This is a genomic window from Streptomyces vinaceus (genome assembly GCF_008704935.1).
GTDB lineage: Bacteria > Actinomycetota > Actinomycetes > Streptomycetales > Streptomycetaceae > Streptomyces > Streptomyces vinaceus.
In genome coordinates this window covers 6,658,844-6,685,257 of the sequence record NZ_CP023692.1, presented here as the reverse complement: position 1 = coordinate 6,685,257, position 26,414 = coordinate 6,658,844, and the positions used below count along the sequence as shown (strand labels likewise).

Here is a 26,414-nt window from a genome sequence, read left to right as displayed (position 1 = left end):
CACTCACGCTTCGATCCCCCGGATCCACGACGTCAGGAGAGCCCCCATGCCCCGCCTCTCGGACCATCCGCCACGACTGACGGCCGCCGCCCTCGCCGCCGTGCTCATGGCGGCCCTCCTCGTGCTCCTCCCGGGCGCCCCCGCGCAGGCCGCGCCCGTCCTCCTCTCCCAGGGCAGACCCGTCACCGCCTCAAGCCAGGAGAACGGCGGCACGCCCGCCTCCGCCGCCGTCGACGGCGACAACGCCACCCGCTGGTCGAGCCAGTTCGCCGACCCGCAGTGGATCCAGGTCGACCTCGGCGCCCCCGCCCAGCTCAGCCAGGTCGTACTGCGCTGGGAGACCGCGTACGCGAAGGCGTACCGGATCGAGCTGTCCGCCGACGGCACCAGCTGGAGCACCGCGTACTCCACGACCACGGCCACCGGCGGCGTCGGCACCCACAACATCACCGGCACCGCCCGCTACGTCCGCGTGTACGGCACCCAGCGCGCCACCGAATGGGGCTACTCCCTCTACGAGTTCCAGGTCTTCGGCACCTCCGGCGGGGGCCCCACCCTCCCCGGCGGCGGCGACCTCGGCCCCAACGTCATCGTCTTCGACCCCTCGACGCCGAACATCCAGGGCAGGCTCGACGAGGTGTTCCGGCAGCAGGAGTCGGCCCAGTTCGGCGCCGGCCGCTACCAGTTCCTGTTCAAGCCCGGCACGTACAACGGCCTCAACGCCCAGATCGGCTTCTACACCTCCATCTCGGGTCTGGGCCTCAGCCCGGACGACACCACCATCAACGGCGACGTGACCGTCGACGCGGGCTGGTTCGGCGGCAACGCCACCCAGAACTTCTGGCGTTCGGCCGAGAACCTCGCCCTCAACCCCGTCAACGGCACGGACCGCTGGGCCGTGTCCCAGGCCGCGCCCTTCCGCCGCATGCACGTCAAGGGCGGCCTCAACCTCGCTCCGGACGGGTTCGGCTGGGCCTCGGGCGGCTACATCGCCGATTCGAAGGTCGACGGCCAGGTCGGCAACTACTCCCAGCAGCAGTGGTACACGCGTGACAGCGCGATCGGCAGCTGGGGCAACGGCGTCTGGAACCAGGTCTTCTCCGGGGTCCAGGGCGCGCCCGCCCAGTCCTTCCCGAACCCGCCGTACACCACGCTCGACACCACTCCCGTCTCCCGGGAGAAGCCCTTCCTGTACCTCGACGGGTCCGAGTACAAGGTCTTCGTCCCGGCCAAGCGCGTGAACGCGCGCGGCACCTCCTGGGGCAACGGCGCGCCGCAGGGCGGCTCGCTCCCGCTGAGCCGGTTCTACGTGGTCAAGCCGGGCACCACCGCCGCCACGATGAACCAGGCGCTGGACCAGGGCCTGAACCTGCTCTTCACCCCCGGCGTCTACCACGTCGACCAGACCCTGCGGGTCAACCGCGCCGACACGGTCGTCCTGGGCCTGGGCCTGGCCACGCTCGTCCCGGACAACGGGGTGACGGCCATGAAGGTCGCCGACGTGGACGGGGTGCGGCTCGCCGGGTTCCTCATCGACGCGGGGCCGGTCGACTCGCCGAGCCTGCTGGAGGTCGGCCCGGCCGGCACCACCACGGACCACGCCGCCAACCCGACGACCGTGCAGGACGTGTTCATCCGGGTCGGCGGCGCCGGCCCCGGCAGGACGGACGTCGGCATGGTGATCAACAACCACGACACGATCGTCGACCACACCTGGATCTGGCGGGCCGACCACGGGGACGGGGTCGGCTGGGAGACCAACCGCGCCGACTACGGGTTCCGCGTGAACGGTGACGACGTACTCGCCACCGGGCTGTTCGTCGAGCACTTCAACAAGTACGACGTGCAGTGGAACGGCGAACGCGGCCGCACGGTCTTCTACCAGAACGAGAAGGCGTACGACGCCCCCAACCAGGCGGCGATCCAGAACGGTTCCACCAAGGGCTACGCGGCCTACAAGGTGGCCGACTCGGTGACCGTCCACGAGGGCTGGGGCCTGGGCAGCTACTGCTACTACAACGTGGACCCGACGATCCGTCAGGACCACGGCTTCCAGGCGCCGGTGAGGCCGGGCGTGAAGTTCCACGACCTGCTCGTCGTCTCGCTCGGCGGCAAGGGCCAGTACGAGCACGTCATCAACACCACGGGCGCACCCACCTCGGGAACGTCGACGACCCCGTCCACGGTCGTCTCCTTCCCCTGATCCGAGAGCTCCACGCGGGCGCGGGGCGGCCCCGGCCGCCCCGCGCCTCCCGCGCCTCCCCCGCGTTCGGGGACGCGTCAGACCTCCAGAACGATCTTTCCTGCGGTGCGGCCCGTCTGGCTGAGCTCGAAGGCCTCCGCGAGCTGCGCCAGCGGGAACGTCTTGGCGACGGTGACCTTGAGCTGCCCGGCGTCGGCGAGCCTGCCCAGTTCGGCCAGGCCCTCGGCGTCGGGCCGCACCCACATCCACTGGCCTCCCGCGCCCAGCACGGCGGGGTCGGCGATGGAGGCGTGCCGGCCGCCCTCCGCGAGGACCGCCCGGGTCACGTCGAGGACGCCGCCCACGAAGTCCGCGGCGACGGTGACCCCGTCGGGCGCGAGCGCGCGCACCCGGTCGACCAGGCCCTCCCCGTACTCGACCGGCTCACAGCCGAGTTCGCGCAGCCGGTCGTGGTTGCGCGGGGAGGCCGTGCCGATGACGCGGGCGCCCAGCGCACGGGCGATCTGCACCCCGAAGGACCCGACCCCGCCCGCGGCCCCGTGGATGAGGACGGTGTCGTCCTTGCCGGTGGCGAGGCGGGTGAGCAGCTGGTACGCGGTGAGTCCGGCCAGCGGCAGGCCGGCCGCCTCCTGCCAGCTGAGCGAGGCGGGCTTGGCGGCCGCGGCCCGAACGGGCACGCTGACGTACTCGGCGAAGGTCCCGCCGTGCACGTAGTCCTTGCGGGCGTACGCCATGACCTCGTCGCCGACCGCGAACTCGGGCGTGTCGATGCCGACCCGCTCCACGGTGCCGGCGACGTCCCAGCCGGGGACGACCGGGTACACCACGTCCATCAGGGGGTCGAGCCCGCCCGCCATGATCTTCCAGTCGACGGGGTTGACCGAGGCGCACTTGACCCGGACGAGGAGTTCGCCGGGGGCCAGTTTGGGCAGGGGCAGCCGGGTCTCGGTGAGCACCTCCGTCCCGCCGTACGTCTCGTAGGCCATCGCCCGCATGGTGTCCTCGGCCATCTACCCGACCTCTCCGTGTGCCCTGAGCCGTGGGCTGGTGGAAGCACCGCTTCCAGCGCCGCGTCCCATCCCATCACGAAAGGCCGTGCCCGCCCCGAGAAGCGGGGCGGGCACGGCGCGGCGCGGCGCGGGGGCCGACCTCTCACAGGGCCCGGTGCGCGGCGATCACCTCGGCGTAGCGGCGGCCGCTGGTCTTGACCGTGCGGCGCTGGGTGGCGTAGTCGACGCGGACGAGACCGAAGCGCTTGTCGTAGCCGTAGGCCCACTCGAAGTTGTCCAGGAGGGACCAGGCGTAGTAGCCGGCCAGCGGCGCGCCTCGGCGGGCGGCGCGGGCGCAGGCGGCCAGGTGCCCGGTCAGGTAGCGGGCGCGGTCGGGGTCGTGGACGCTGCCGTCGGCGGCGACGGTGTCCTCGTACGAGGAGCCGTTCTCGGTGACGTGGATGCGCCGGGCCCCGTACTCCTCGGTCAGCCGCATGAGCAGGGTCTCCAGGCCGCCCGCGTCGACCTCCCAGTCCATGCCGGTGCGCGGGACGCCGGGGCGTTCGATCTGGCGGGCGTACGGGGCGGGGCCGGCCGGGTCGGCGGTGACGGTCTGGGGGAAGTAGTAGTTCAGGCCGGTCCAGTCGAGCGGGGCGGCGATGGTGGCCAGGTCGCCGGGGCGTTCGGGCAGGTCGACGGCGTAGACCTCGCGCATGTCGGCGGGGAAGCCGCGGCCGTGGACGGGGTCCAGCCACCAGCGGTTGACGTGGCCGTCCATGCGCCGGGCCGCCGCCCGGTCGGCTTCGCCGTCGGTGGCGGGCTCGATGGTGGAGAGGTTGTTGACGATGCCGATCTGCGCGCCGGGGGCCGCGGCCCGTACGGCCTGGGTGGCGAGCCCGTGGCCGAGCAGCAGGTGGTACGAGGCGCGGACGGCGGCGGTCAGGTCGGTCCAGCCCGGCGCCATCCTGCCCTCCAGGTGGCCGATCCACGCCGAGCACAGGGGCTCGTTCAGGGTGGCCCACTGGGTGACCCGGTCGCCGAGACGGGCCGCGACGATCCCGGCGTACGCGGCGAAGTGCTCGGCGGTCGCCCGCTCGGGCCAGCCCCCGCGGTCCTGGAGGGCCTGGGGCAGGTCCCAGTGGTAGAGGGTGACGGAGGGGGTGATCCCGGCGGCGAGGAGTCCGTCGACGAGCCGGTCGTAGAAGGCGAGGCCCTTGGCGTTGGCGGGGCCGTCGCCGCCGGGGACCACGCGCGGCCAGGCGACGGACATCCGGTAGGCGTTGGTACCGAGCTCCCCCATCAGGGCGATGTCCTCGCGCCAGCGGTGGTAGTGGTCGCAGGCGGTGTCGCCGGTGTGGCCGCCGGCGACGGCGCCGGGGGTGTGGGAGAACGTGTCCCAGATGGAGGGGGCGCGGCCGTCCTCGGCCACGGCGCCCTCGATCTGGTAGGCGGAGGTGGCGGTGCCCCAGGCGAACGCGCGGGGCAGGGCGGCGAGATCGATGGCGCCGAGTTCCGCGTCGAGGTCCGCGCCGCGGCCGGGGCGGGTTTCGGAAAGGGTCATGTGTCGGCTCCTGCCGGGGTCATTTGACGGCTCCCGCCGTGAGGCCGGCCACCAAGTACCGCTGGAGCAGCAGGAATCCGGCGACGACGGGGATGCTGACGACGAGCGAGGCGGCCATGATCTGGTTCCAGTAGACCTCGGTCTGCGTGGAGTAGCCCTGCAGGCCGACGGCGAGGGTGCGGGTGGTGTCGTTCGTCATGACGGAGGCGAAGAGCACTTCGCCCCAGGCGGTCATGAACGCGTACACGGCGACGGCGACGATGCCGGGGACTGCGGCCGGGACCACGACGCGCACCAGCGCGCCGAGGGGGCCGCAGCCGTCGACGGTGGCGGCCTCGTCGAGGTCGCGGGGCACCGCGTCGAAGTAGCCGATGAGCATCCAGATGGAGAAGGGGAGGGAGAAGGTCAGGTACGTGAGGATCAGCGCGCCGCGGGAGCCGTAGAGGGCGATCCCGGTGGCGTTGCCGATGTTCACGAAGATCAAGAACAGCGGGAGGAGGAAGAGGATCCCGGGGAACATCTGCGTGGAGAGCACGGTGACGGTGAACAGGCGCTTGCCGCGGAAGCGGTGGCGGCTGACCGCGTAGGCCGCGAAGACGGCGATGACGACGGAGGCGGCGGTGGCCGCACCGGCCACGATCAGGGAGTTCACGAAGTACCGGGCGAGCGGGACGGTGTGCCAGATGTCGATGTACGGGCGGACGGTGAGCCCGCTGGGGAGCCAGCGGAAGCGGCCCGCGACGTCCTGGAGCGGTTTGAGGGAGCTGGTGACCATGACGTAGACGGGCAGCAGTACGAAGCCGGTGAGCAGGGTGAGGAAGACGGCCCGGATCACCCGGAAGGTGAGGGGCGGGGCCAGCGGAGAGGACGGTCGGTCGCGGCGGCCGCCGCGGCTGTCAGACATGCCGGCTCCTCCTTCCGCGGCTCGTCACGAGCAGGTACCCGGCGGTGACCAGCAGGAGGAAGAGCAGCAGGAGGACCGACATGGCCGAGCCGGCGCCGAAGTTCCAGGTGACGAAGCTGGACTGGTAGATGTGGAGGGAGATCAGGTCGGCGGCCGCCGGGGCCGATTTGCCGAACAGGACGAACGGCGTGTTGAAGTCGTTGAAGGTCCACAGGAACAGCACCAGCACCAGCACCTGGTTGACGGCTCCGACCGAGGGCAGGGTGATGCGGCGGATTTGCTGCCAGATGCCGGCGCCGTCCAGTGCGGCGGCCTCGTACAGCTCGCCCGGGATGTTCTGGAGGGCGGCGGTCACGATGAGGAAGGCGAACGGCCAGCCCTTCCAGACGGAGACGGTCAGCAGGGCCCAGAAGCTGTTGTCACCGAGCAGCCAGAAGGTGTGCTCGGGCCCGCCCAGGCCCAGTTGGTCGTGGAGGACGTGGTTCACCAGGCCGTTGTCCCGCTGGAACATGAAGGCCCAGGTGATGACGGCCGCGTACACGGGCAGGGCGTACGGGACCAGGAACAGGGCGCGCAGCAGGCCGCGGCCGCGGAAGCTCTCCTGCATGAACACCGCCGCCGCCGTGCCCAGCAGCCAGCACAGGCCGACGGAGAGCAGGGTGAAGAGGCAGGTGGTGAGGAAGGAGCGCAGGAGGGCTTCGCCGACCGGCCGGTCGACGTCGAGGACGAGTTCGTAGTTGGCCCAGCCGGTCCAGGGGGCGCGGGACCAGTCGCGGATGAAGAACTGGGTCAGCCGGCGGAAGCTCATCAGGATGCCCATCACCATCGGGAGGAGGTGGATGAGCAGTTCGAGGAGCAGGGCGGGCAGGAGCAGGAGGTACGGCAGGGCGCTTCGGCGCAGGCGCGGGGACGTGGTGCTCACGCGGCTTCCGGTACTCATCGGGCCGGACTCAGCTCGCCATCTGCTGCTGGGCCTTGCCGAGCTTGGCCTTGACCGACTCGGTGGTGACGGGGCGGCCCGCCGCGGCGTCGGCGAAGAGCTCCTTGACCGCGGTGCCGACGGCGGTCTCGAACTGGGACTCCTGCGGGACCTGCGGGAGCGGGGCGGCGCTGGTGCCCAGGGTGGTGCGGAGCACGGTGAGGTCCTCGGTGGCGAACGCGGCGTCGCTCTGGGCGGCCTTGACGGGCGGGACGGAGCCGTACGTCTTGTTGAGGATCCTCTGTTCCTCGTCGCTGGTCATGAACTGCACGAACTTGAGCGAGCCGGCGATGTTGTCGGTGTTCTTGAAGACGGCGAGGTTGATGCCGGCGACCATGGAGTTGGTGCCCCGGCCCGCGCCGGGCGCACCGCCGGCGGGCACCGGGACCGGGGCCACGCCCCAGTCGCCCTCCTTCATTCCGTGGCTCTTGAAGGTGGAGGCGGCGCTCTGCCACAGGACCATGGCGGTCTTGCCGTTGGCGAAGTCCTGGAGGGACTGGTTCTGTGCGTACTCGGCGTTGCCCGGCGCGATGATCTCGTCCTTGGCCATCAGGTCGACGTACTGCTTCACGGCGTCGACGGCGCCCGGGGAGTCGAAGGTCGGCCGGCCCGCCGCGTCGAAGAAGTCCGCGCCGTGCTGCTTGGCGAGGACGAAGACCTGGTGGATGTTGTTGGAGAGGTTCCCGCCCTCGGCGCCGAGGGCCCACTTGCCGTCCTTGGACAGCAGCCGGCCGGTGGTGACCATCTCGTCCCAGGTGGCCGGGGGCTTGGCCACGCCCGCTTCCTGGAACATCTTCTTGTTGTAGTAGAGCGCGTACGCCATGGAGTACAGCGGGACGGCGGCCGGGTCCTGGCCGGCGGCGCCCGCCGAGCCGATGGCCGACTCCACGAAGCGGTCCTTGCCTCCGATCGCGGCGAAGTTCTCGGCGTTCCACGGGAGCAGGGCGCCGGTGGCCTGGAGGGAGGAGGACCAGGTGTTGCCGATGTTGAGGACGTCGGGGCCCTGGCCCGAGGCGGTGGCGGCGAGGATCCGGTTGAGCAGGTCCGACCAGGGGACGACTTCCAGCTTGACCTTGATGCCCGTCCGCTCCTCGAACTTCTTCAGCTCCGGCCCCAGGACGGCCTGGTCCGCCGCGAGGTCGGGGCCCTGGTTGGAGGCCCAGTACGTGAGCTCCTTGGGGGCGGCGTTGGAGCCCGCGCCGGAGTCCGCCGTACCGCCTCCGCAGGCGGTGACGGCGGCGGCGAGCAGGGAGGCGGTGACGGCGGCAGCGGCGGCTCGGGTTCTGCGCATGGCGGATCGGCCCCTTTCGGCTGGGTCGGGGAAGGCCGGCGGGTGTTCTCGGCTCGGGCGGCGATGCTCCGGCGGCACCCGCCGCATCGGAGTCCAACGCCTCAACGCCTTAATTCAGGACGTGAGTTAAGCCTCGTGAAAGGGTCGCGTCAAGAGGTCTCGCAGGGGTATGTTGCGAGCGACGACAGGGCGGACGGCAGGACGGAAGGAGCCAGATGACCACAGGGCGTGGCGGCCGTACGGTGCGGGACCTGCGGCGCGGCAACCGCAGCGCCGTGCTCCAGCGACTGTACTTCGGCGGGCCGATGAGCCGGCAGGAGCTGGGGCCCGCGACCGGGCTGAGCTCCGGCTCCGTCAGCAACGTGGTCGGCGAACTCGTCGCGGACGGGCTCCTGGAGGAGGCCGGCGTCGTCGACTCGGACGGCGGACGGCCGCGCACCCTCCTGCGCGTGGCGCCCGGCAGCGCCCACATGATCGGGGTCGACGTCGGCGAAACCCGGGTACGCGTCGAGCTGTTCGACCTGGCCCTGACCGAACTCGCGCGTGCCGAGCTGCCGTTGCAGCCGCGCGGCTGCTATGACGTCGGCCCGATCGTGGACCACGTCCGCACCGGGATCGCCGCCGTCCTCGCGCAGGCCCGAGTCGGGACGGACCGGCTCCTCGGGGTCGGGGTGGGCGTCCCGGGCATAGTGGACCGCGAGGCGCCGGACGGGGCGGTCGTCCACGGCCAGACCATCGGCTGGGACGCGGTCCCGCTGGAGGCGCTGCTGCGCGCGACGGGAGCCGTGCCCCCGGAGGTCCCGTACATCATCGACAACGGTGCGCGCACGCTCGGCCAGGCCGAGATGTGGTTCGGGGCGGGACGCGGCGCCCGCGACGCCGTCGTGGTCCTGTTCGGCTCGGGCGTCGGCGCCAGCCTGATCACGGACGGCTCGCCCGACGGGGGCACGACGGAGGGCACCCCCCTGGAGTGGGGACACCTCACCGTCTCGGTACGGGGACGGCGCTGCCGTTGTGGGGCGCTGGGCTGCCTGGAGGCGTACACGGGGGCCGAGTCCCTGCTGGAGCGGTGGGCGGAACGGGGCGGCGGCGCCGGGGAGGCGGCGGACGAGGAGGAGGCCCTCTCGGCGCTGCTCGCGGCGGCCGTCGCTGCCGATCCGGTGGCCCTGGAGGTGCTGGAGGAGAGCGCCGAGTACCTCGGCGCGGGCCTGTCGGACGTGATCAACCTGTTCCGGCCGGAGCGCATCCTGATCGGGGGCTGGGCGGGGCTGCTGCTGGGCCCGCACATCCTGCCCGCCGTACGGGAGCACGCGGCCCGGTACTCCCTGCGCCACCCCGCCGACCGCGTCACCATCGATCTGGGCTCCCTGGGGCCGGACGCGGTGACGGTGGGCGCGGCTACCCTCCCGCTGTCGGCGTTCTTCGCCACGGGCGGCCGCCCCGCGCCCCGCCCCCCGCAGCCCGAACCGCCGGGCTGGCGCACCTCCCTGGAGGTCCGCGCCGCAGCGCCGGCCCGGCGGGCGTGAGCGAGGCGCCCCGGCGGGGTCAGGCGCCGCCGCCGGCCTGCGCGCACCGGGCGAGGGTGTCCAGGAAGGCCGTGGTGAGCGGGTCCGGGTGCGGGCGGGTGTAGGCGGCCAGCATGCGGCGCACCGGCGGTTCGGGGTGCAGCACCCGGCCCGCGAAGCCGGAGGGCACGACGCTCTCGGGCACCAGGGCGGTGCCCAGCCCGGTTGCGGCCAACAGCGGCGCCGCCGCCGTCTGTTCGGTCCGTACGGCGGCGCGCGGCCGGAAGCCGGCCGCCGCGCAGGCCCGGTCCACCACCTCGGCCAGCCCGTTGCCGGGGGCGTAGTGCACCCATGAGCGGTCCGCCAGGTCCGCGAGGGGCACCCGGTCAGGCGCCGGATCGTCGGCGGGAACCGCCAGTACGAACTCCTCCTCCCCCAACTCCCGTACGGGGCCGTCCCATTCACGGGGTGCCGGGCCGACGGCGAGGTCGGCGCGGCCCGCGGCCATCGCGGCGAGCAGTGCGTCGGTGTGCGGGAACTCCATGAGCCGGACGCGGACCTGCGGATGCCGCTCATGCCAGCTGCGGAGCACCGGGAGCAGGATCCCGAGGGTGATCGAGTAGACCGCGGCCACCTGGATCTCGCCGCCGTCCAGGCCGACGGCGCGGCGGGCCGCGGTACGGGCCCGTTCGGCGTCGGCGAGCGCCGCCCGGGCGTGCGGGAGCATCGCGCGGCCCATCGGCGTCAGCCTGACCGCGCGCGGGAGCCGCTCCAGCAGCGGTCCGCCCGCATCCCGCTCCAGGGCGCGGACCTGGTGGGACAGGGCGGGCTGGGAGACGTGCAGGAGCTCGGCGGCCCGGGTGAAGGAGCCGGTGTCCACGACGGTGACCAGGTATTCGAGCTGCCGCAGGGTAGTCATGAGCAAATTTTATGGCAGCGGTAGAAAGCATGCCTTGGACGTATGGGCTGCGCCGATGGAGAGTCGTGGAGACGGAACGCGCAACGCGGAACCGCGACCCCAGCACTCAGAACTCAGGACATTCCATGACCACCGCTCCCCTTTCCCATGACTCCCTCGACGGCAAGCGGCTCGTCGTCGTCGGCGCCGGCTCGCACATCGGGCGGACGCTGGCCCGTACGGCGTCGGCGGCCGGCGCCGAGCTCGTGCTCGCCGGGCCCGACGCGGACCGGCTGGCCGATACGGCGGCCGCCCTGCCCGGACCCGCCCGCATCCAGGTGACCGACCTCACCGACGAGGGCTCGATCGCCGCTCTCGCCGAAGCGGCGGGCCAGGTCGACCACGTCGTCTCGACGGCGGCCGTGCCCGCCAACGGGCCCGTGTCCGCTCTCGTGCTCGCCGATGTCCAGCGGGCGTTCGCGGCGAAGGTGTTCGGCCCGCTGCTGCTCGCGAAGCACCTGGCGGGGCGGATGGCGCAGGGCGGCTCCCTCACCTTCTTCTCCGGGGTCGCGGCCTGGCGTCCCGCCCCGGAACGGGTGGTCATGGCCACCACCAACGGGGCCCTGGCCTTCCTGGTGGAGGCACTGGCCGTCGAGCTGGCGCCGCTGCGGGTCAACGCCGTGTCCCCCGGCATCATCGACTCCGGGGCCTGGGACCGGCTGGGCGAGGACAAGGCGGCCTTCCTGCGCGGGGTCGCGGACCGCAACCCGGCCAGGAGGAGCGGCACTCCGGACGACGTGGTGCGGGCGGTGCTGTACGCGATCGGCAACCGGTTCGTCACCGGCACCGTGCTGCACGTGGACGGAGGTGCGCGCCTTGTCTGAGACCACCGGATCGGGCTTCGAGGGCTGGTCGCCCGCGCTGCGGGCGGAGTTCGAGGCGGGGGCGTCCAACGGGCACGTCGGGCAGCGGCTGCTCAGCGAGACGGACCGGGTCCGGGTCTGGGAGATCCGGCTCGCACCGGGCGAGCGGGTGCCGGCGCACCGGCACGTGCTCGACTACTTCTGGACGGCGGTGACCCCCGGCCGCGGCCGCCAGCACACCTCCGACGGCGCCACCCACGAGGTCACGTACGCACAGGGCGAGACCCGCCATCTCACCTTCGGCCACGGCGAGTTCCTCCTCCCCGACCTGGAGAACATCGGCCCGACCCCGCTCGTCTTCACGACGGTGGAGTTCACCCAGGGCCCCAACACCCCCCTGTCGCTCACCACCCCCGGAGGGCCGCCGGCGTGAACGGCGGCCCCGCCGGACCGGGGGGGCCGCCCGGGCCCGCCCCGTGCGTCGGGGTCACTCGTATTCCGTGCCTCCCTTGCGGGTGAGGTACGCCGGGCTGACGGCCTTGGCGATCGCGCGGCCGCCGACCACCGGGCTGTGGCGTTCCGTGGCCGGGCGGATCACCACGCCCTCGCGCAGGTGCGTGGACCGGCCGGACACCGTCTCCCGGCCCGAGGCCAGCTCCAGCACCGTCTCCAGCGCGTACGGCCCCTCGAACAGGCGCGGCACCAAGGGGAGTTCACCGTCCGGGAAGAGCTCCTGCGGGTCCAGCCACCGCACCTGTCCGTCGATCTCCGCCGATACGTCGAAGACGGCGTATCCCGGCCCGGTGGCGGCCGTACGCGCGTCCGTTCCGTACGACAGGTCCTGGACGCCCGCGCCGTACACCTCGCCGAAGACGCCGATCCGGGTGGCGCCCAGCCGCTCGGCCAGCTTCTCGGCGGCCTCGGGCACCCCGTGGGCGCGTACGGCCCGCCAGTACAGGTTGCGCTCGTCCTCCCGCAGGGCCAGCCCCTTGGAGCCGAAGCCCTTGGAGGAGACCAGCACCCGGCCGTCCTCGGCGACGTACGTCAACAGGCAGGCCGTCCCGTGGAGTTTCTCGGTCAGGACGACCGGCTCGCCCGGCTCGAACAGGTCCGGGTAGCGCTGGAGGTTCTCGATGTCCACCCACGGCAGCAGCTCGGGCGCAGCCTCCACCTCGCCGTTCATCGTCGTCGGTACGGGCGGCGCCCATTTGGTGATCCCGAGCAGTTCGGCGAAGTCCACGCCCTCCCCGGCCGCCCGCTCCAGGTCCACATCGGCCAGCGCTCGCGGCCGGCACACCAGCCCCTGCGACAGCTCGCCGCGCAGCCGGACCGCCTTGACCCGGTCGGCGGAGCTGCCCGCGAGGCGGCCGGTCAGGCCGAGCTCCTCGATCAGGTCGGCGGGCAGTACGGCCTGTTCGGGTATGTAGACGGCGAAATCGCCGGTGCGGTAGGCACCCTTGGCGACGACGGCCCGGTACAGGCCCACCTGGGCCAGCTCCAGCGCGTCGGCGTTCGGATGCTCGTGGACGGTCAGCTCTTCGGCGGTGACCCGCAAGGTCGACATGTGCTCGGCTCCTCGGACGTGGTACGGACATGCTCCCCGAGCGGTTCGGGACAGTGGCTCGTACGCGACGCCGACCACTGTGCGGTCCGGCATTTGCGCTGGTCCAGCCGGAATACCGGTGTTAACCTGACGCGCCCTCGCCAACCCGCCGCCCGGCGCCGCCCAGGAGGTCCCCGTGCCACGTCGTCCGGTCACCGTCGTCACCGGGGGCGGCAGGGGCATCGGCGCCGCGACCTGTCTGCGCCTGGCCGCGGACGGCCATGACGTGGTGCTCGGATACCTCCGCGACGACGCGGCGGCCGAGGCCGTCGCCCGGCGCGTACGGGCGGCGGGCGCGCGCTGTCTGACCGTACGCGGGGACACCTCCGAGGAGTGCGGGGTGGAGCGGCTCTTCGACATCGCCGGGGCCGAGTTCGGCCCGGTGACCGGGCTGGTGAACAACGCCGGGGTGACCGGGCCGCTCGGCCGGCTCGCCGACGCCGCCACCGAGGACCTGCGGCGCGTGGTCGAGGTGAACCTGCTGGGGTACCTGCTGTGCTGCCGCCGCGCCGCCCGGGACATGGCGGAGGCGGGCGGCGGGGCCATCGTGAACGTGTCCTCGGCGGCCGCCACCCTCGGCAGCCCCGGCGACTACGTCCACTACGCGGCGACCAAGGCCGCCACCGACGCCCTCACGGTGGGGCTTTCCAAGGAGCTCGGCCCGGACGGGATCCGGGTCAACGCGGTGGCTCCCGGCATCATCGAGACCGACATGCACGCCGCGATGGGCGATCCCGGACGCCCGGCTCGCGCGGCCGCCGGGATCCCGCTCGGGCGGGCGGGGCAGCCCGAGGAGGTGGCCGGGGCCGTGGCCTGGCTGCTCTCCCCGGACGCCTCGTACACGACGGGCGCGATCCTGCGGGTATCCGGCGGCCGCTGACCGCGTGGCCCGTGCCGTCCGGGGCGTCAGTCTCCGAACGCCGCCCGCGTGGCCGGGCCGTAGACCCCGGGCCGGTCGCCCTTGATGTCCCGGTCGCGCTGGAGCTGGGCGACCCCGCGCTCGGTCCGGCTGTCGTACTCCCCGGTGACCGCGACGTACGTGAACCCCTGCCCGTAGAGCCGCTCCTGGAGGGCGCGCACCTCGGGCCCCCGGTCACCCGGCCGCAGCGTCCCGGAGGCCCCCGGGGAGGGCGCTGCGGACGGACCGCTCGGCGGCGCCGACTTGGGGGGCCGCCCCGCGGAGGGGCCGCCCGGTTCCGACGTCGGCCCGGACCCCGTGGGCGCGGGGGCCCGTACGGACCCTTCGGACGAGGGCTCGGCGTCGGCGTCGGCTCCGGGGCTGCGCGCCGGAAGCACCGGAACGGACAACTGCGGCGGCTTCACGGCCCGCCGGGGCTCCGGGTCGGGCCCGCTCAGCAGGAACACCAGCCCGGCGCCCGCGGCGAGGGCGAGCAGGGCCAGGGCCGGCAGCGGTACCCGGCTCCCGCGCTCCGGGGCGGTGTGGGGGGCCGGCCGCGCCCCGGGGGCGGACTCGGGACCGCTGTCGCCCTCGCCCCGGGTCCCGGGCGCACGGAAGGACACCGGCACGGGCCCGGTGTGCGGCCAGGCGGGCGTCGCCGACCGGGCCGGCCGCCCGGAGGGGGCCACGTAAGGACGTACGAACAGGCGGTCGTCGGGCGCGTCAGCGCTCTCGTCGAAATGCTGGGACACGGTGGTCTCCCGGCGGGGGTGGGGGCCGGCGCGGCGGTGCGGTGTCGGCCCCCACCCTGCCGGTCAGGCCCTGCGCCGCCGCGCGACCAGGACCGTGCCCGTTGCCGCGCCCGGCTGAAGGGCGCCTCGGGTCGTCATGGGGTCAAGCGAATCGCGGACCGGTACGAACATATGAGATATCTCCGAAGTGCAGCTCATGCGGTGGTTCTTGAGTGCTTGACCGGCGCACTCTTTCCTCCCGGGATGGCCCGGGTCAAGCCGGGTGTCCGAACTGCCCCATCCATCCGTTCCGGTTCTTCGGCCCGGTAGCCCTCGGCATCCGGGCCGTGACGGTGAGGACCCCCGCGCCGGACCAGGTCCGCTGCGGCCCCGTAGCCGACTCCGGCCGACTGCGCAGCCGCTTCACCCGCACGCGTGAGCGCGGGCCTTCGGGCGGCCCCCGGTGCGGCATGGTGGGCGGATGCAGTTACGCCGGGCCCTGCCCCTGTCCCTCGTCGCGCTGCTCGCGAGCACCGGCTGCGTCTCCGTCGGCCGGGAGGCGGCCCCGGCGCCCGAACGCGGTACCTCGGCGCCCGCTGACGCCGAGGTAACGGCCGATGCCCCGCCCACCCCCGGCCTGCCGCCGCCTCCCCCGCGGTCCGCGGCGCTGCCGCTGGGAGAGCTCCCGGAGCCGGAGCCGCCGGCCGCACCGCCCGTCCGGCACGCCCCGGAGCGGCCCCCCGCCGCACGCGGCGCGAAACCGCCCGCGGCGCCCCACCGTGCCCGCCCACCGGGGCCCGCTGCGCCGCGCAGCCCTCGGCAGGAGGCCGCGCCGGCCCTGCCCGGCCCCGACGAGCTGTGCGCCGCGGCCGAGGGAGCGGTACCGCCTTCCATCGTGGATCTCTGCATCCGGCAGTATGGCCGCTGACCAGCAGGGATCGCCCAGGACTTGACCCTCCCCCCGTGTCAGGGCCTGCACTGGAGGACGTCATGTTCACCATCGGAGACTTCGCCAAGCACGGCCGGGTATCGGTCCGCATGCTGCGCCACTACGACGCCATCGGACTGCTGCGCCCGGCACGTGTCGACCCCGCCAGCGGCTACCGCTACTACGAGGCCGGGCAACTCGCCCGCCTCAACCGTGTCATCGCGCTCAAGGAGCTCGGCTTCAGCCTGGACCAGGTGGGGTCGATCCTCGACGAGCGGCTGGGCGCGGAGGAGTTGCGCGGCATGCTGCGGCTGCGGCGGGCGGAACTGGAGTCGGCCGTGGCCGCCGCGGCGGCCCGGCTGACCCAGGTCGAGACGAGGCTCCGGACCATCGAGAGCGAGGGATCCATGTCCACCGTCGACATCGTCGTCAAAAGCCTTCCGCCCGTCCGGCTCGCCGAGCTGAGCGGGGTCGCGGGGAGCTACGAGCCGCAGGACATCGGGCCGGTCATCGGTCCGCTCTACGACGAGCTGTGCCGCCGGATCGAGGCCGCCGGGGTGGTCCCGACCGGCCCGGGGATCGCGTACTACGAGGACGCGCCGGGCGCCGGGGCCGGAGCCGTCCTCGTCCACGCCGGGCTGCCGGTCGGGGCCTCGGTGCGCGCCGAGACCCTCGGGGGCGGGGTACGGGTGGTGGAGCTGCCCGGGGTGGAGCGGGCGGCGACCGTGGTGCACCGCGGTGCGATGGACGGCGTCCTGCCCACCGCCCAGGCGCTCGCGCGCTGGATCGACGCGAACGGCCACCGGTCGGCGGGTTACGCGCGCGAGCTGACGCTGGCCTGCCCGGAGGACCGCGCCCAGTGGGTCACGGAACTCCAGGAACCCCTCGCGCCGGAGGTCTGACCGAAGGAGAACGGGCGCCCCGGCGGATCACCCGGGGCGGCGGCAGGTGCACGGACCGGCGGAGTCGGGGCGGCGGCGGGCGGTGAGGCGGCGGGCCGTGCGCAGACGGCGCAGCGTGGCATGGCCGCGCCGGCGCCACTCGGCGCGGGGCAACCCGGCCCGCTGGCCGCCGCCGGTGATCAGGGCGTTGACGGGGGCGTGCGGATCGGCGGCGATGCCCTTGGCCACCAGGACCCCGACGACGAGCGGGACCAGGGCCACGGCCAGGGCGGAGCCGGCGATGGTCACGTGCTGCATACGGCGCGGGCGGGCGGTGGCTTCGGAGGTCATGCCCCCATTCGATCAGCGTCGGGGTGGCGGGGAATCGGGTTGGATACTCAGGTCGTTGGGTGTGACGTACTCAGAACGCGCCGGGGGAACCGAGGGAGGAGTGGCGATGGAGACCTTCGAACCCGCAACCGGCGACGGGCCGCAGCCGCCCCCCACCGCGGCCCGGGAGGCCGAGGTCCGCACGGCCTACGAGGGCATGCTGCAGATCCGCCGCCTGGTGAACGGCCCGGCGGGGGCGGCGGTCCCCGCCCCGTGGGAGCTGCGCCGGATGCCGCGCGCCGTGGCCCTCGTACTGGAGGCTGCGGGCATCCCGCCGTCGGCGGTGGACGCGCAGGGCCGCCGTACGCGGACCGGGTACCGGGTGGCGCCGGGTACGTCCGGGGCCGCGACGGTGGAGGTCACCTGGCTGGGGCCGCCCGGCAGCGGCGCGGCCGAGGCGGAGCAGGAGCGGCTGACGGCCTGCGCGGCCGCGCTGGAACCCCTGGGCTGGAGCTGCCTGCTCTACCGCGGCCCGCGCCGGCGGCGCTTCCTGGAGGTCGAGCCTCCCCGCTGACCGGCACGAAATCCGGTTTCCCGGACCCGGCAGCGCCGGGCACACTCGCCCGATGGGCATGCTCGACGCAGTGGCGGACCGGATCCGCGAGGGTGAGACGGTGGAGTTCCGGCCGACCGGAGACTCCATGGTCCCGCTGATCCACAGCAGGCAGCGGGTCCGGGTCGCCCCGGTCGACCCGGCGCTCGTCGCATCCGGCGACATCGTCCTGGCCCGGGTGTCCGGCACGGTGTACCTGCACCTGGTCTCTGCCGTGGACGCCCCGCGCCGGCGCGTGCAGATCGCCGGCAACCGGGGCCGGGTCAACGGCTGGACCGGCCACGACCGCGTCTTCGGGATCTGCCTCGCCGTGGACGGCGTACCCCGTCCGGGCGCGGCGGCCAAGGTCCGGCGGCCGCCGGTCCGTGCCGTGCGCGCCGAGCCGCTGAGCACGAACCGGATGGACCTGCTCCCCCTGCGCGTCGAACACGCCCCGGAGATGGCCCGCGTACTGGGCGATCCCGTGCTGCACGAGTTCACCGGCGGGGCCCCGCTCGCGACCGATGCGCTGCGCGCACGCTACGCCCGGCTGGAGGCCGGGTCGCCCGATCCCGCGGTCGTGTGGTGCAACTGGGTACTGAGGCTGCGCGGGGACGGGCCGCTGGTGGGGACCGTCCAGGCCACCGTCACGCCCGGCCGGGACACGGCCGAGACGGCGTGGGTGATCGGAACCGCCTGGCAGGGCCGCGGCCTCGCCACCGAGGCCGCCCTGGCCGTCACGGCGTGGCTGGAGGAACTGCCCGTCGGGCGCCTGATCGCCCACATCCACCCCGGCCACCGCGCCTCGGCGGCGGTCGCCGCGGCCTGCGGCTTCACCCCGACCCGCCACCGCGAGGACGGCGAGGTCCGCTGGGAGCGGCGCTCCGCGCCCCCGCCCGCCACCGGTTCCTGAGCGGGGCTCAGCCGTACCGCGCGGCCAGGGCCGCGACCGTGGCGGCCACGGCCCGGCGGAGTTCCGGCGGGGCCAGGACCTCGGCCTCGGTGCCGAGCCGGAGCAGGTCGCCGACCGCGACGGCCTCGGACTCGATCTCCAGGTCGACCCGGACCCAGCCCTCCGGGCCGGCGGGGCCGGCCGGGACCGCACCGGCCAGGGCCCGGTCGCCGGCGGCGCCGAACTGCATCGGGAGCAGTCGGCGCCCGCGCGGGGACAGCAGGAGCCGGGCGGTCCCCTGGCGGGTCGCCGCCTCCATCCGGCGGGCGGACTCGGTCCAGTACGCGGCGAGTTCGAAGCCGGCCGGGCGCTCGAAGCCCTCCTCGGCGGTCTCCACCGCGAGGAAGCGCGAGACCCGGTAGCTGCGTACGCGCTCGTCGGCGGCCCGCGCCACCAGGTACCAGATGCCGCCCTTGAGGACCAGGCCGAGGGGGTGCAGCGGGCGCCCGGCGCGCTCCTCGCCGCTCCAGCGGCGGTAGTGGGTCAGCAGTACGCGCTGGTCCCACACCGCCTGGGCGATCCGCGCGAGGTGCGGGACCGGATCGGCGTCGCGGAACCAGGCCGGGGCGTCCAGGTGGAAACGGTCCTGGAGCCGGCGGGCCCGCTCGGCGAGGGCCGCGGGGAGCGCGGCCTGGAGCTTCAGCTGGGCGGCGGCCAGATCGGCGCCGAGCCCGAGTTCCCGTGCGGGCCCGGGCGCCCCGGCGAGGAAGAGGGAGCCGGCCTGGGCGTCGGTGAGGCCGGTGAGCCGGGTGCGGTAGCCGTCCATCAGCCGGTAGCCGCCGGCCGGTCCGCGGTCGGCGTGGACGGGGACGCCGGACGCGCCGAGGGCCTCGATGTCCCGGTGGACGGTACGGACCGACACCTCCAGCTCGGCGGCCAGTTGGGGCGCGGTCATCCGGCCGCGGTTCTGCAGCAGGAGGAGCAGGGAGAGGAGCCGGTCGGCGCGCATGGGGCCATTGTGGACCGGGGCGCCGGCATACATGACAGAGGGTGTCAGGTATGCCGGACAGGCTGTTCCCGCGCCGGGGGAACGAACCGCCCGGCCGTGAACCAGGAGGCCCTCCATGTCCCGTACCACCACCGGCCGTTTCACCTTCGCCGACTGGCGGGAGGAGCCGATCGGTGCGGCCGACGCCACCCCGCGCCTCGCCCGCTCCACGGTCGTCAACGCCTTCGCGGGCGGTATCGAGGCCGCGGCGACCCGGGCCGGCTACACGATCACGTACACCGGGGAGGCCACCGGCTCCTACACCGGCCTGGAGCTGCTGTCGGGCTCCGTGGACGGCCGCGAGGGCGCGTTCGTCCTGGAGCAGCGCGGCACGTTCGACGCCGGCGGCACCCGGTGCACGTTCGAGGTGGTCGCCGGTTCCGGGTCGGGCGAGCTGGCCGGGCTGTCGGGGTCCGGCGGGTTCACGTACCGGCACGGCGATGCGTCCGTCGCGTACGAGTTCCGCTACACCGTGGCGTAGCGGGCGACGGAGGGCGCGGACCGTATCGGCCCGCGCCCCCTGTGACCCCGGTCCCTGCGGCCGTGCCGCTAGGGTGCGCCGAAGGTCAGCGTCAGCTGCGGCGTGCCCTCGTTCGCCGCCGCCTCGGAGGACCACAGCCACAGCGCGTCCGTACCGGGGCTGGTCAGCGCGAGGCCGTAGCTCGTGCCGAGCGCGCCCGCCAGGGCGGCCGTGTTCAGCCCGGTGGTGTGCACCGCCGAGCCGTCCGGGACTCCGGCGAAGCTGCCGAGGGCCGCGGCGTCCGTGGCGGGGCGGTTGTTGTAGGTGGTTCCCGCCTCCGTCCACGCACCGGTGACCGGGACCACCGAGACCGTGTCGGCCGTGCCGGCTCCGCTCATCGTGCTCGTCTTCACGCTCAGGGAGGCCGACTTGAGGACCGTACCCGCGGGCGCCGCGGGCAGGTTGAAGCGCAGGTAGCTGGTGTAGAGCGAGGTGCCGCGCACGGCGAGCGAGGACGAGCCGCCGTAATTGCCGTCCGGGGCACCCGCGTTGGCGTACGTGTCCTCGGCCGCCTGGACCTGGACGACCGAGTCGGCCGGGGCGGTGGCCAGGGCGTAGTGGTTCTGCACCTGGGCCGCGCTCAGCACGCTCGGGTAGACGGCGGTCTCGTCCAGCCGGCCCGCCCAGAACTCGCTGGTCGGAGGGTTCGGCCAGGCGCCGAGGCTGTCGCCGCCGGCATGCCAGTAGCCTGCGTAGTTCTCGTGCGTGGTGACGGCGAGGGTGCCCTTCTGGGCGCCGTCCACGTAGAGGACCATGCCGCCCGGCCCCTGGGTGGCGACGACGTGGTGCCACTGGTCGTCGTTGTAGGCGGCGCCGGTGGTGATGGTGCGGGTGGCTCCGGTGTACACGCCGTAGACGAGACGCCCGTCGTTGGTCATGTAGATGTGCTTGTCGTACTGACTGCTTCCGCGCACCTGGTTGTTGCCGAAGCCGAAGAGCTTGCCGCCCCGGGTGGTGTTCGTCCGGAACCAGGTCTCGATGGTGTAGCTGCTGCCGATGGTCTGGCGCTGGTCCCCGTAGACGCGGGTGTCCGTGCCGTTGAAACCGATCGCCGTGCTCGCGCCCGACACCGCGCCCGGCGTCTGGCGCAGCGCCGGTGCGTTCAGGTGCACTCCGTTCTGGTTGCCGCTCGCGGAGGAGTCCGCGACGTTCGGCAGGGAGGCGTCGTCGTAGCGCCAGAACAGCTGGGCGCCGTCCGCGCGCACCCGGTCGGGGTACGCGTCGACCGAGGTCGGCACGGTCACGCTCGCGGTCGCCGACAGGGCGCTGGTGTTGCCGGCCGCGTCGGTGGCCGTGACCCGGTACGTGTACGACTGTCCGGCGGCGACGGTGGTGTCGGTCCAGGAGGCCTGCGGACGCTTGAAGAACAGCGAGTCCGCCGCGACCGTGGCGATCGGCGTGCCCGAGCCGTTCCGGTAGATCCGGTACGTCAGCGCGCTGTCGTCGAGGTCGAGGCTGGTGCGCCAGCGTACCTGCACCTCGCCGGGCCGGAAGCTCGCCGCGGTCGCGACGGGCACGGTGGGCGCCCCGGTGTCGCCGGTGGAGGCGAAGCGGGTCAGGCTCTGCTGCGCCGAGCCGTTGACGGTGGTGAACTCCCCGCCGACCCAAAGGTACTGGACGCCGCCCTGGGAGCCGACCGTCATCACGCGCGGGCCGATGCCCTCGCCGATGCCGTCGTTGGTGTCGGGGGCCCAGCCCAGCTTGCCGACGCTGGTGGTCGGCTGGGCGAGCAGGTGGTGGCGCTGCCCGTCCGGGTACTCGCCGACGCTGGAGCAGTCGTGGGCGTGCGAGGCGCTGTAGAGCACGTTCCGGTACGGCAGCACGGCCTGGGTGGCGCCGAGGCAGGTGTCGCGCCAGCGCTGGTTGAAGTCGCTGAGGTTGAGCGCGATCCGGCCGTCGAAGACGCCGCCGCCGGTGCCCTCGTTGGCCGTGTAGAACCCGGTCGCGTCGGTCGCGATGTCCTTGACGACGGAGTTGGTCTCGATGAAGCCGGCGTACGTCTTGGTGAGCGTGCCGCTGGTGGCGTCGACGACGGCCAGGGCGTGCGTGTTCGTACCGTTGACGGTGAAGAAGTCCCCGCCGAGGACGACGTTCTCCCCGTCGGGCGTGACCTCGACGGCGCGGCCGGGTTCGTCGGCGTCGGCCGTGAAGGGCCGCAGCGCCCCGTCGGTCGCGTCGACGGCGGCGAAGCGCTGGCGCGGCTGCCCGGCGACGGTGAGGAAGTCGCCGCCCGCGTAGACGGTGTCGCCGGTGACGGCCAGGGCCCTGACGGTGGCCGCGAAGGCGGGGCGGAAGCCGGTCTTGACGGTGCAGCTCGCCACGTCGATGGCGGCGAGGCTGGAGACGGGGGTGCCGTTGACGGCGCCGAAGTAGCCGCCGGCGTAGAGGGTCTGCTTGTCCGGGGAGAGGGTGAGGGCGCGGACGGTGGCGGTGCCGCCGCCGACCGTGAAGGAGAGGTGGCAGGAGGTCGGGGCGCCGGTCGCGGCGTCCAGTGCGGCGAAGTTCACCGCGGGCTGTTCGGCGCCGCCCGAGCCGTCGGGCGGGCGGACGGCGGAGAAGGTACCGCCGGCGAAGACGGTGCCGCCCGCCTCGGCGAGGGCCCAGACGACGCCGTTGGGCTGCCATGTGGAGAGCGCGTCGGCGGTGAAGGCGACGGGCGGGGTGACGGCCGCCGCCTGCGGGACGAGGCCGAGGACCGCGCCCGCGCCGGTCCCGGCCAGGGACAGGGCGAGTGCGGCCGCGAACCCTCTGGATCTACGCATGAACCCCCCAGTTCGGTGTCACTGTGCGGTGGTGGCCGAAAACAGACGTACAGCTGCCGTTCACGACCGTGCGTACGGGCGCACACTAGGCCCGTTCGCACCCCCGTTCACCCCTCTTGACGCATTGGATGCCAAATTGACGGCCTCCGGGGCCGACGGCGCCTTCTCGCCATGATCATTTCCGCTGGGGGCGGCCGGGGTCCGCCGGAGGGCGGACCCCGGGTCAGGCGGGCGGCAGAGGGCGGCAGAGGAGGGCCGCCGGACCCGGCCTGGAGGCCGCGCGCGTGGTGAAGGCGATGCCCGCCGCGTACTCGGTCGGCAGGCACTGGCCCTTGTAGTCCCCGTACGCGAACTCGCCGCCGGGGCCGCCGGACGGACGGTTGTCGCCGCGGTCGAACCAGAGCGTGCGCCCGCCGGCCGGGAGGGCCGTACGGGCCGGCGCGCACAGGGCCGCCGAGACCCGCTCGCCGCGCACGCTGTACCCGATCAGGAACTGGCCCGCCGGGCACTGGAACTTCGTGTAGCCGGAGGCCCAGTCGCCGCCCGGCGGGACGTACGCCTCGTCGCGGACCACGGTGTTGCCGCCCGTCGCGGCCCGCAGGTCGGAGGTGGCGCACAGGCCCCGCCCGTCCGTGTGGCCGAGTCCGGCCAGCCCGGAGCCGTCGGGGCAGACCGCCTTGCGGGCCCCGTTGTCCCAGTCGCCGGCGGCCCGGTTGCGCAGCGAGGCGTTGTGGTCGCGGTGGTCGGTGCTCAGCTGGTACCAGGAGGGGGTGACGGGGATCCGGCCGGTGCGCCCGGGGGTGGCGAGGGCCGTCCACGGCTGCGTACGCCAGTCCCCCGCGTCCAGTACGCCCGAGCGGCGGCCGGAGGCGTCGTAGCGGAGCATCGCCCAGCTGTCGCCGCCCGGGGTGCCCTGGGCGGTGGCGCTCCAGCCGACGAGCGGCCAGTAGGCGAAGTCGGCATCGACGGCGCTCAGGTAGCCGGTGAGGTTCTGGAACCAGGCCCGCGGCAGGGCGCCGGTCTCGTCGGCGCCGATGCCGAACTCGCTGACCCAGACGGGCGCGGTGAAGTGGTTGCCGGTTTCGGCGGAGACGTAGAAGGCCTGGTCGTAGAGGGTCTGTTCGAGCTGGGCCCGGCTCATGTCCTGGTAGCGCGCGTCGTGGGTCTCGCCCATGCCGGTCGCGCCGCTGTGCCGGGGGCCGGTGTACCCGTAGAAGTGCGCCGAGTACACCAGCTTGTTCGAGACGACGAGGGTGTGGGAGAGGGTGCGGACGGGGGTGAGGGTGGGGCGGCCGTGCGGGAGGCCGTCCAGGGGGATGCCGGTCCAGTTGATGCCCTCGACCACGATGAGCAGGTTCGGGTTGGCCTCGGCGAGGATCCGGTCGCCCGCCTCCTGGGCGGCCGCCTGCCAGTCGTGGTTGTCGCCGAGCCCCCAGTTCGGGTCGTCGAGCACGTCGCGGCGGACCTCGTTGTACAGGTCGGCGCCGACCACGCGCGGGTTGTCCCGGTAGCGGCGCGCCAGGAACACCCAGTCGTCGGCCCACTGGGCGGTGGACCCGCCGCTGTTCCAGCGCTCGTTGCCGTCGAGTCCGCAGCACCAGCGGGTGGTGACGGTGTGGTTGTTGAGGATGACGGCGAAGCCGGCGTCGGTGAGCGCGGCGACGACGGCGTCGTAGACCTGGAGCGGGGTACGGCCGCGCAGCTGCGGGTTGGCGGCGACGGCCGCGTCCGGGACGGGTGCGGTGGTGTGGAGCATCTCGTTGGAGAAGGGCAGCCGGACGCTGTTGAGGCCGAGGGCCCGGAAGTCGGCCAGCAGGGTGGACACCGGCACCCGGTCCAGGCCGATCGGGATGCCGTTGGAATTCTGTCCGGCGTGGTGCGTGGCGGGGTCGCTGCGGTCGCCGCTGCCGCTCCAGGATCCCTGGGCGCCGTCCCAGTTGCCGGAGCGCAGCCGGAAGCGGTTGCCCTGCGCGTCGACGATGTAGCGGCCGCGGGTGGACAGCGGCGGGGTCCACGCCTCGGCCGTGCGGGCGTCCGCCGCGGCCGTTGCCGTGGTCGTGGTCGGGGGCGCGGCCGCGGCGGAGGCCGGCGCGGCCACCGCCGGCACGGTTCCCGCCAGCAGCAGAAGGGCGCCGGACAGCGCGCGGATGAGGCTCTTCATGTCGCTCCTGCGAGGGGGGTGGAGGGGCAACCGGCGGATGCCGCGGCCAAGTTACCGGCCGGTCGCCGACCATGGAACCCACATGGGCACCGACTTTCCGGCCTCCGCGGCCCCGGCCGTTCCCTTACGTGCGGTCACCCTGGCGAAACGGCCCCGCGCGGGGCCGCCAGCGCCTACCGTGCCCTGGGGGGACGGGACCGAACGGGAGGGCGGGGCGGATGGACGAGGAAGAGGACATGCGGCTGGCGAGGATGACGCCGGAGATCTCCCGCCGCACCCTCACGATGCTGCGCGGGCTCGCCGGGCTGGAACCGCCGGAGCAGGTGCCCGAGGACGCGATGCTCGTCGCCGACGCGATCTTGGCCGAGCACGGCACCGACGGGCTGCGCGTCCTGGTCATGACCCTGGCGGCCTGGGCCACGGCGCAGATCGAGAACGTCGCCGAGCTGAGCCGCCGCAGCCACGAGGCGGTCCTCGACGCGATGGAGCTGGCCTGCCTGGAGGCCAACGCCGAGGACTGACCCCGCGGGGGCGCCACCGGCCGACCTCGGGGAGTCCGCGGCCCCGGCCGCGCCAGGGGTGTGCGGGGCCGCTCGCGGGGTACCGGACCATCGGGTGATGCGCCGCGCCCGGTTTCGTCCGGGTGTCGGTCACACTGGGGGTAACGGGGGGCCCTGATCGGAGGCCGTCGTGAGCACACCTTCCCCCATCCGAATCGCCGCCGTCCTCTCCACCGAATACCGCGGACGGCTGATGTCCCAGGCCCGCGAGGTCAATTTCCCCGAGGGCGCGAGGATCTTCGAGGAGGGCTCGCGCGCCGAGTCCTTCTGGATCGTGCGATCCGGCACGGTGACGCTCCAGATCCCGCTGCCCGCCCGCCGGCCGGCCCCCGTCGAGAACCTCGGCCCCGGGGAGCTCGTCGGCTGGTCCTGGCTCTTCCCGCCGTACACCTGGCAGCTGAGCGCCGAGGCGATGACCCCGGTGCGCTCGTACGAGTTCGACGCGACCGCCGTACGCATGCTGATGGACGCCGATCCCGCGTTCGGCTCCGCCGTCGGGCACTGGGTCGGACGCGTGCTCGCGCTGCGCCTCCAGCAGACCCGGACCCGGCTGATCGACCTCTACGCCCCGCGCATCGCGACGGCCTAGAGCGGCTCCGACACCCGTTCCCGGAGGCCGAACGCGCCCCCGGGAATGTTTCAGCGCGTGTGTTCGGCCGTTTCGGCGGACCGCTCCCCCACAGGTCAGCACCGCCCACCCCACTGCGGTCTGCATACATTCCCTTACGATCGGTGACGAAATATGGAGGTGCGAACGGGCGTTCACGGTCCGTGTCGGCAAGACTCCTGTCCGCTATCCGACACAACCACTCAAGGGAGTTCGAAATGCGGTCCATCGCAAAGGGTCTCGGCCTCGGTTCCGCCGCCATGGCGCTCACCGCTCTCACGGCCCTGGCCTGGCCCGGAGCTGCCGACGCCGCACCGTCCGGAGCGGAGAGCCTCTACGCGCCCTCCGCCCTCGTCCTGGGCATCACGGCCGGGGAGGACGCCACGAACGGCACGGTGATGCGCGCCGTGACGCTCGTCTGCGCGCCGACCCCGGGCGGGACGCACCCCTCCCCCGCCGCCGCCTGCGCCGAACTGCGGGCGAACGCGCACCAGTTGGACGCGGTGGCCGCCCCCGGCCCGGGCGTCGACTGTACCCGGGAGTGGAACCCGATGACGGTGACCGCGGACGGGGTGTGGCAGGGCCGCCGGATGAGCTACTCGTACACCTTCGGGAACCCCTGCGGCCTGCGGCACACCAGCGGCGCCCTGTTCGGCTTCTGACCCGGCACGGCGCGAGCGGCCGGGCGGCGACGTGCGACCGCCGCCC

General features: G+C 73.7%; 25 protein-coding genes. 13 read left to right on the top strand and 12 right to left on the bottom strand.

Annotated elements, in window-relative coordinates; translation table 11 throughout:
* The first annotated feature begins 46 nt into the window (after positions 1-46).
* Entirely contained in the window at positions 47-2,203 is a 2,157-nt protein-coding gene (locus tag CP980_RS30125; protein ID WP_150529529.1) for a discoidin domain-containing protein, read from the top strand.
* A 77-nt stretch (positions 2,204-2,280) separates the two neighbouring features.
* Here the strand turns inward: CP980_RS30125 and CP980_RS30120 are convergent, their stop codons facing one another.
* From CP980_RS30120 to CP980_RS30100, 5 genes are all read right to left on the bottom strand, one after another.
* On the bottom strand, positions 2,281-3,198 hold the full coding sequence (locus tag CP980_RS30120) for an NADP-dependent oxidoreductase (RefSeq protein WP_132760097.1): 918 nt from the start codon (positions 3,196-3,198) through the stop codon (positions 2,281-2,283).
* A 157-nt stretch (positions 3,199-3,355) separates the two neighbouring features.
* Positions 3,356-4,753 carry a GH1 family beta-glucosidase gene (locus tag CP980_RS30115; RefSeq protein ID WP_150529528.1) on the bottom strand — a complete coding sequence of 466 codons (1,398 nt, stop codon included), beginning with the start codon at positions 4,751-4,753 and terminating at the stop codon, positions 3,356-3,358.
* Positions 4,754-4,772: 19 nt separating this feature from the next.
* Positions 4,773-5,657, bottom strand: coding sequence for a carbohydrate ABC transporter permease (locus CP980_RS30110; protein ID WP_150529527.1), 885 nt, complete (start codon positions 5,655-5,657; stop codon positions 4,773-4,775).
* A complete protein-coding gene (locus tag CP980_RS30105) occupies positions 5,650-6,597 on the bottom strand; it encodes a carbohydrate ABC transporter permease (protein ID WP_150529526.1) in 948 nt (315 codons plus the stop codon). The genes CP980_RS30110 and CP980_RS30105 overlap by 8 nt, the downstream gene beginning before the upstream one ends.
* Before the next feature lie 10 nt (positions 6,598-6,607).
* Entirely contained in the window at positions 6,608-7,927 is a 1,320-nt protein-coding gene (locus tag CP980_RS30100) for an ABC transporter substrate-binding protein (protein WP_150529525.1), read from the bottom strand.
* 215 nt (positions 7,928-8,142) lie between these two features.
* Here CP980_RS30100 and CP980_RS30095 point away from each other — a divergent pair, with 215 nt between their 5' ends.
* Complete coding sequence (locus CP980_RS30095; RefSeq protein ID WP_150529524.1) at positions 8,143-9,453, top strand: ROK family transcriptional regulator; 1,311 nt, start codon at positions 8,143-8,145, stop codon at positions 9,451-9,453.
* A 19-nt stretch (positions 9,454-9,472) separates the two neighbouring features.
* On the opposite strand, the gene CP980_RS30090 is transcribed toward CP980_RS30095, so the two are convergent.
* The gene (locus CP980_RS30090; RefSeq protein ID WP_132759838.1) at positions 9,473-10,351 is read right to left on the bottom strand and encodes a LysR family transcriptional regulator; all 879 of its coding nucleotides are present in this window, start codon (positions 10,349-10,351) and stop codon (positions 9,473-9,475) included.
* Positions 10,352-10,476: 125 nt separating this feature from the next.
* Between CP980_RS30090 and CP980_RS30085 the strand changes: the two genes are divergently transcribed.
* The gene (locus CP980_RS30085) at positions 10,477-11,214 is read left to right on the top strand and encodes an SDR family oxidoreductase (protein WP_150529523.1); all 738 of its coding nucleotides are present in this window, start codon (positions 10,477-10,479) and stop codon (positions 11,212-11,214) included.
* The gene (locus CP980_RS30080; RefSeq protein ID WP_150529522.1) at positions 11,198-11,626 is read left to right on the top strand and encodes a cupin domain-containing protein; all 429 of its coding nucleotides are present in this window, start codon (positions 11,198-11,200) and stop codon (positions 11,624-11,626) included. The genes CP980_RS30085 and CP980_RS30080 overlap by 17 nt, the downstream gene beginning before the upstream one ends.
* Positions 11,627-11,680: 54 nt before the next feature.
* Here CP980_RS30080 and CP980_RS30075 read toward each other — a convergent pair whose 3' ends face one another.
* Positions 11,681-12,757 (bottom strand): RNA ligase (ATP), encoded by a 1,077-nt coding sequence (locus tag CP980_RS30075; RefSeq protein WP_150529521.1) that lies wholly within the window; start codon positions 12,755-12,757, stop codon positions 11,681-11,683.
* A gap of 175 nt (positions 12,758-12,932) precedes the next feature.
* Between CP980_RS30075 and CP980_RS30070 the strand changes: the two genes are divergently transcribed.
* Complete coding sequence (locus CP980_RS30070) at positions 12,933-13,676, top strand: SDR family NAD(P)-dependent oxidoreductase (RefSeq protein WP_150529520.1); 744 nt, start codon at positions 12,933-12,935, stop codon at positions 13,674-13,676.
* Between the two features lie 26 nt (positions 13,677-13,702).
* Here CP980_RS30070 and CP980_RS30065 read toward each other — a convergent pair whose 3' ends face one another.
* The gene (locus CP980_RS30065; protein ID WP_150529519.1) at positions 13,703-14,446 is read right to left on the bottom strand and encodes a peptidoglycan-binding domain-containing protein; all 744 of its coding nucleotides are present in this window, start codon (positions 14,444-14,446) and stop codon (positions 13,703-13,705) included.
* Between the two features lie 460 nt (positions 14,447-14,906).
* Between CP980_RS30065 and CP980_RS35300 the strand changes: the two genes are divergently transcribed.
* On the top strand, positions 14,907-15,353 hold the full coding sequence (locus tag CP980_RS35300) for a hypothetical protein (protein ID WP_132759832.1): 447 nt from the start codon (positions 14,907-14,909) through the stop codon (positions 15,351-15,353).
* 62 nt (positions 15,354-15,415) lie between these two features.
* Entirely contained in the window at positions 15,416-16,255 is an 840-nt protein-coding gene (locus CP980_RS30060) for a MerR family transcriptional regulator (protein WP_132760096.1), read from the top strand.
* 27 nt (positions 16,256-16,282) lie between these two features.
* Here the strand turns inward: CP980_RS30060 and CP980_RS30055 are convergent, their stop codons facing one another.
* Positions 16,283-16,585 carry a hypothetical protein gene (locus tag CP980_RS30055; protein WP_099894213.1) on the bottom strand — a complete coding sequence of 101 codons (303 nt, stop codon included), beginning with the start codon at positions 16,583-16,585 and terminating at the stop codon, positions 16,283-16,285.
* Between the two features lie 106 nt (positions 16,586-16,691).
* On the opposite strand from CP980_RS30055, the gene CP980_RS30050 reads away from it, so the two are divergent.
* Together CP980_RS30050 and CP980_RS36590 are read left to right on the top strand one after the other, a co-directional pair.
* A complete protein-coding gene (locus tag CP980_RS30050; protein ID WP_150529518.1) occupies positions 16,692-17,138 on the top strand; it encodes a hypothetical protein in 447 nt (148 codons plus the stop codon).
* 52 nt (positions 17,139-17,190) lie between these two features.
* Positions 17,191-18,069: a GNAT family N-acetyltransferase gene (locus tag CP980_RS36590; RefSeq protein WP_308439354.1), complete on the top strand. Its 879-nt coding sequence runs from the start codon at positions 17,191-17,193 to the stop codon at positions 18,067-18,069.
* Between the two features lie 7 nt (positions 18,070-18,076).
* On the opposite strand, the gene CP980_RS30035 is transcribed toward CP980_RS36590, so the two are convergent.
* A complete protein-coding gene (locus CP980_RS30035) occupies positions 18,077-19,057 on the bottom strand; it encodes a helix-turn-helix transcriptional regulator (RefSeq protein ID WP_150529517.1) in 981 nt (326 codons plus the stop codon).
* Between the two features lie 115 nt (positions 19,058-19,172).
* On the opposite strand from CP980_RS30035, the gene CP980_RS30030 reads away from it, so the two are divergent.
* On the top strand, positions 19,173-19,577 hold the full coding sequence (locus CP980_RS30030) for a DUF3224 domain-containing protein (protein WP_132759829.1): 405 nt from the start codon (positions 19,173-19,175) through the stop codon (positions 19,575-19,577).
* A gap of 68 nt (positions 19,578-19,645) precedes the next feature.
* On the opposite strand, the gene CP980_RS30025 is transcribed toward CP980_RS30030, so the two are convergent.
* The gene (locus tag CP980_RS30025) at positions 19,646-22,378 is read right to left on the bottom strand and encodes a DNRLRE domain-containing protein (RefSeq protein ID WP_150529516.1); all 2,733 of its coding nucleotides are present in this window, start codon (positions 22,376-22,378) and stop codon (positions 19,646-19,648) included.
* Positions 22,379-22,601: 223 nt separating this feature from the next.
* Positions 22,602-24,539 carry a glycoside hydrolase family 5 protein gene (locus CP980_RS30020; RefSeq protein ID WP_150529515.1) on the bottom strand — a complete coding sequence of 646 codons (1,938 nt, stop codon included), beginning with the start codon at positions 24,537-24,539 and terminating at the stop codon, positions 22,602-22,604.
* Between the two features lie 218 nt (positions 24,540-24,757).
* Between CP980_RS30020 and CP980_RS30015 the strand changes: the two genes are divergently transcribed.
* The 3 genes from CP980_RS30015 (at position 24,758) to CP980_RS30005 (ending at position 26,368) form a co-directional block, all read left to right on the top strand.
* Entirely contained in the window at positions 24,758-25,060 is a 303-nt protein-coding gene (locus CP980_RS30015) for a hypothetical protein (RefSeq protein WP_048478609.1), read from the top strand.
* A 169-nt stretch (positions 25,061-25,229) separates the two neighbouring features.
* Positions 25,230-25,688 carry a cyclic nucleotide-binding domain-containing protein gene (locus tag CP980_RS30010; RefSeq protein ID WP_189998524.1) on the top strand — a complete coding sequence of 153 codons (459 nt, stop codon included), beginning with the start codon at positions 25,230-25,232 and terminating at the stop codon, positions 25,686-25,688.
* A gap of 236 nt (positions 25,689-25,924) precedes the next feature.
* Positions 25,925-26,368 (top strand): subtilase-type protease inhibitor, encoded by a 444-nt coding sequence (locus CP980_RS30005; protein ID WP_150529514.1) that lies wholly within the window; start codon positions 25,925-25,927, stop codon positions 26,366-26,368.
* The last annotated feature ends 46 nt before the right edge of the window (positions 26,369-26,414 follow it).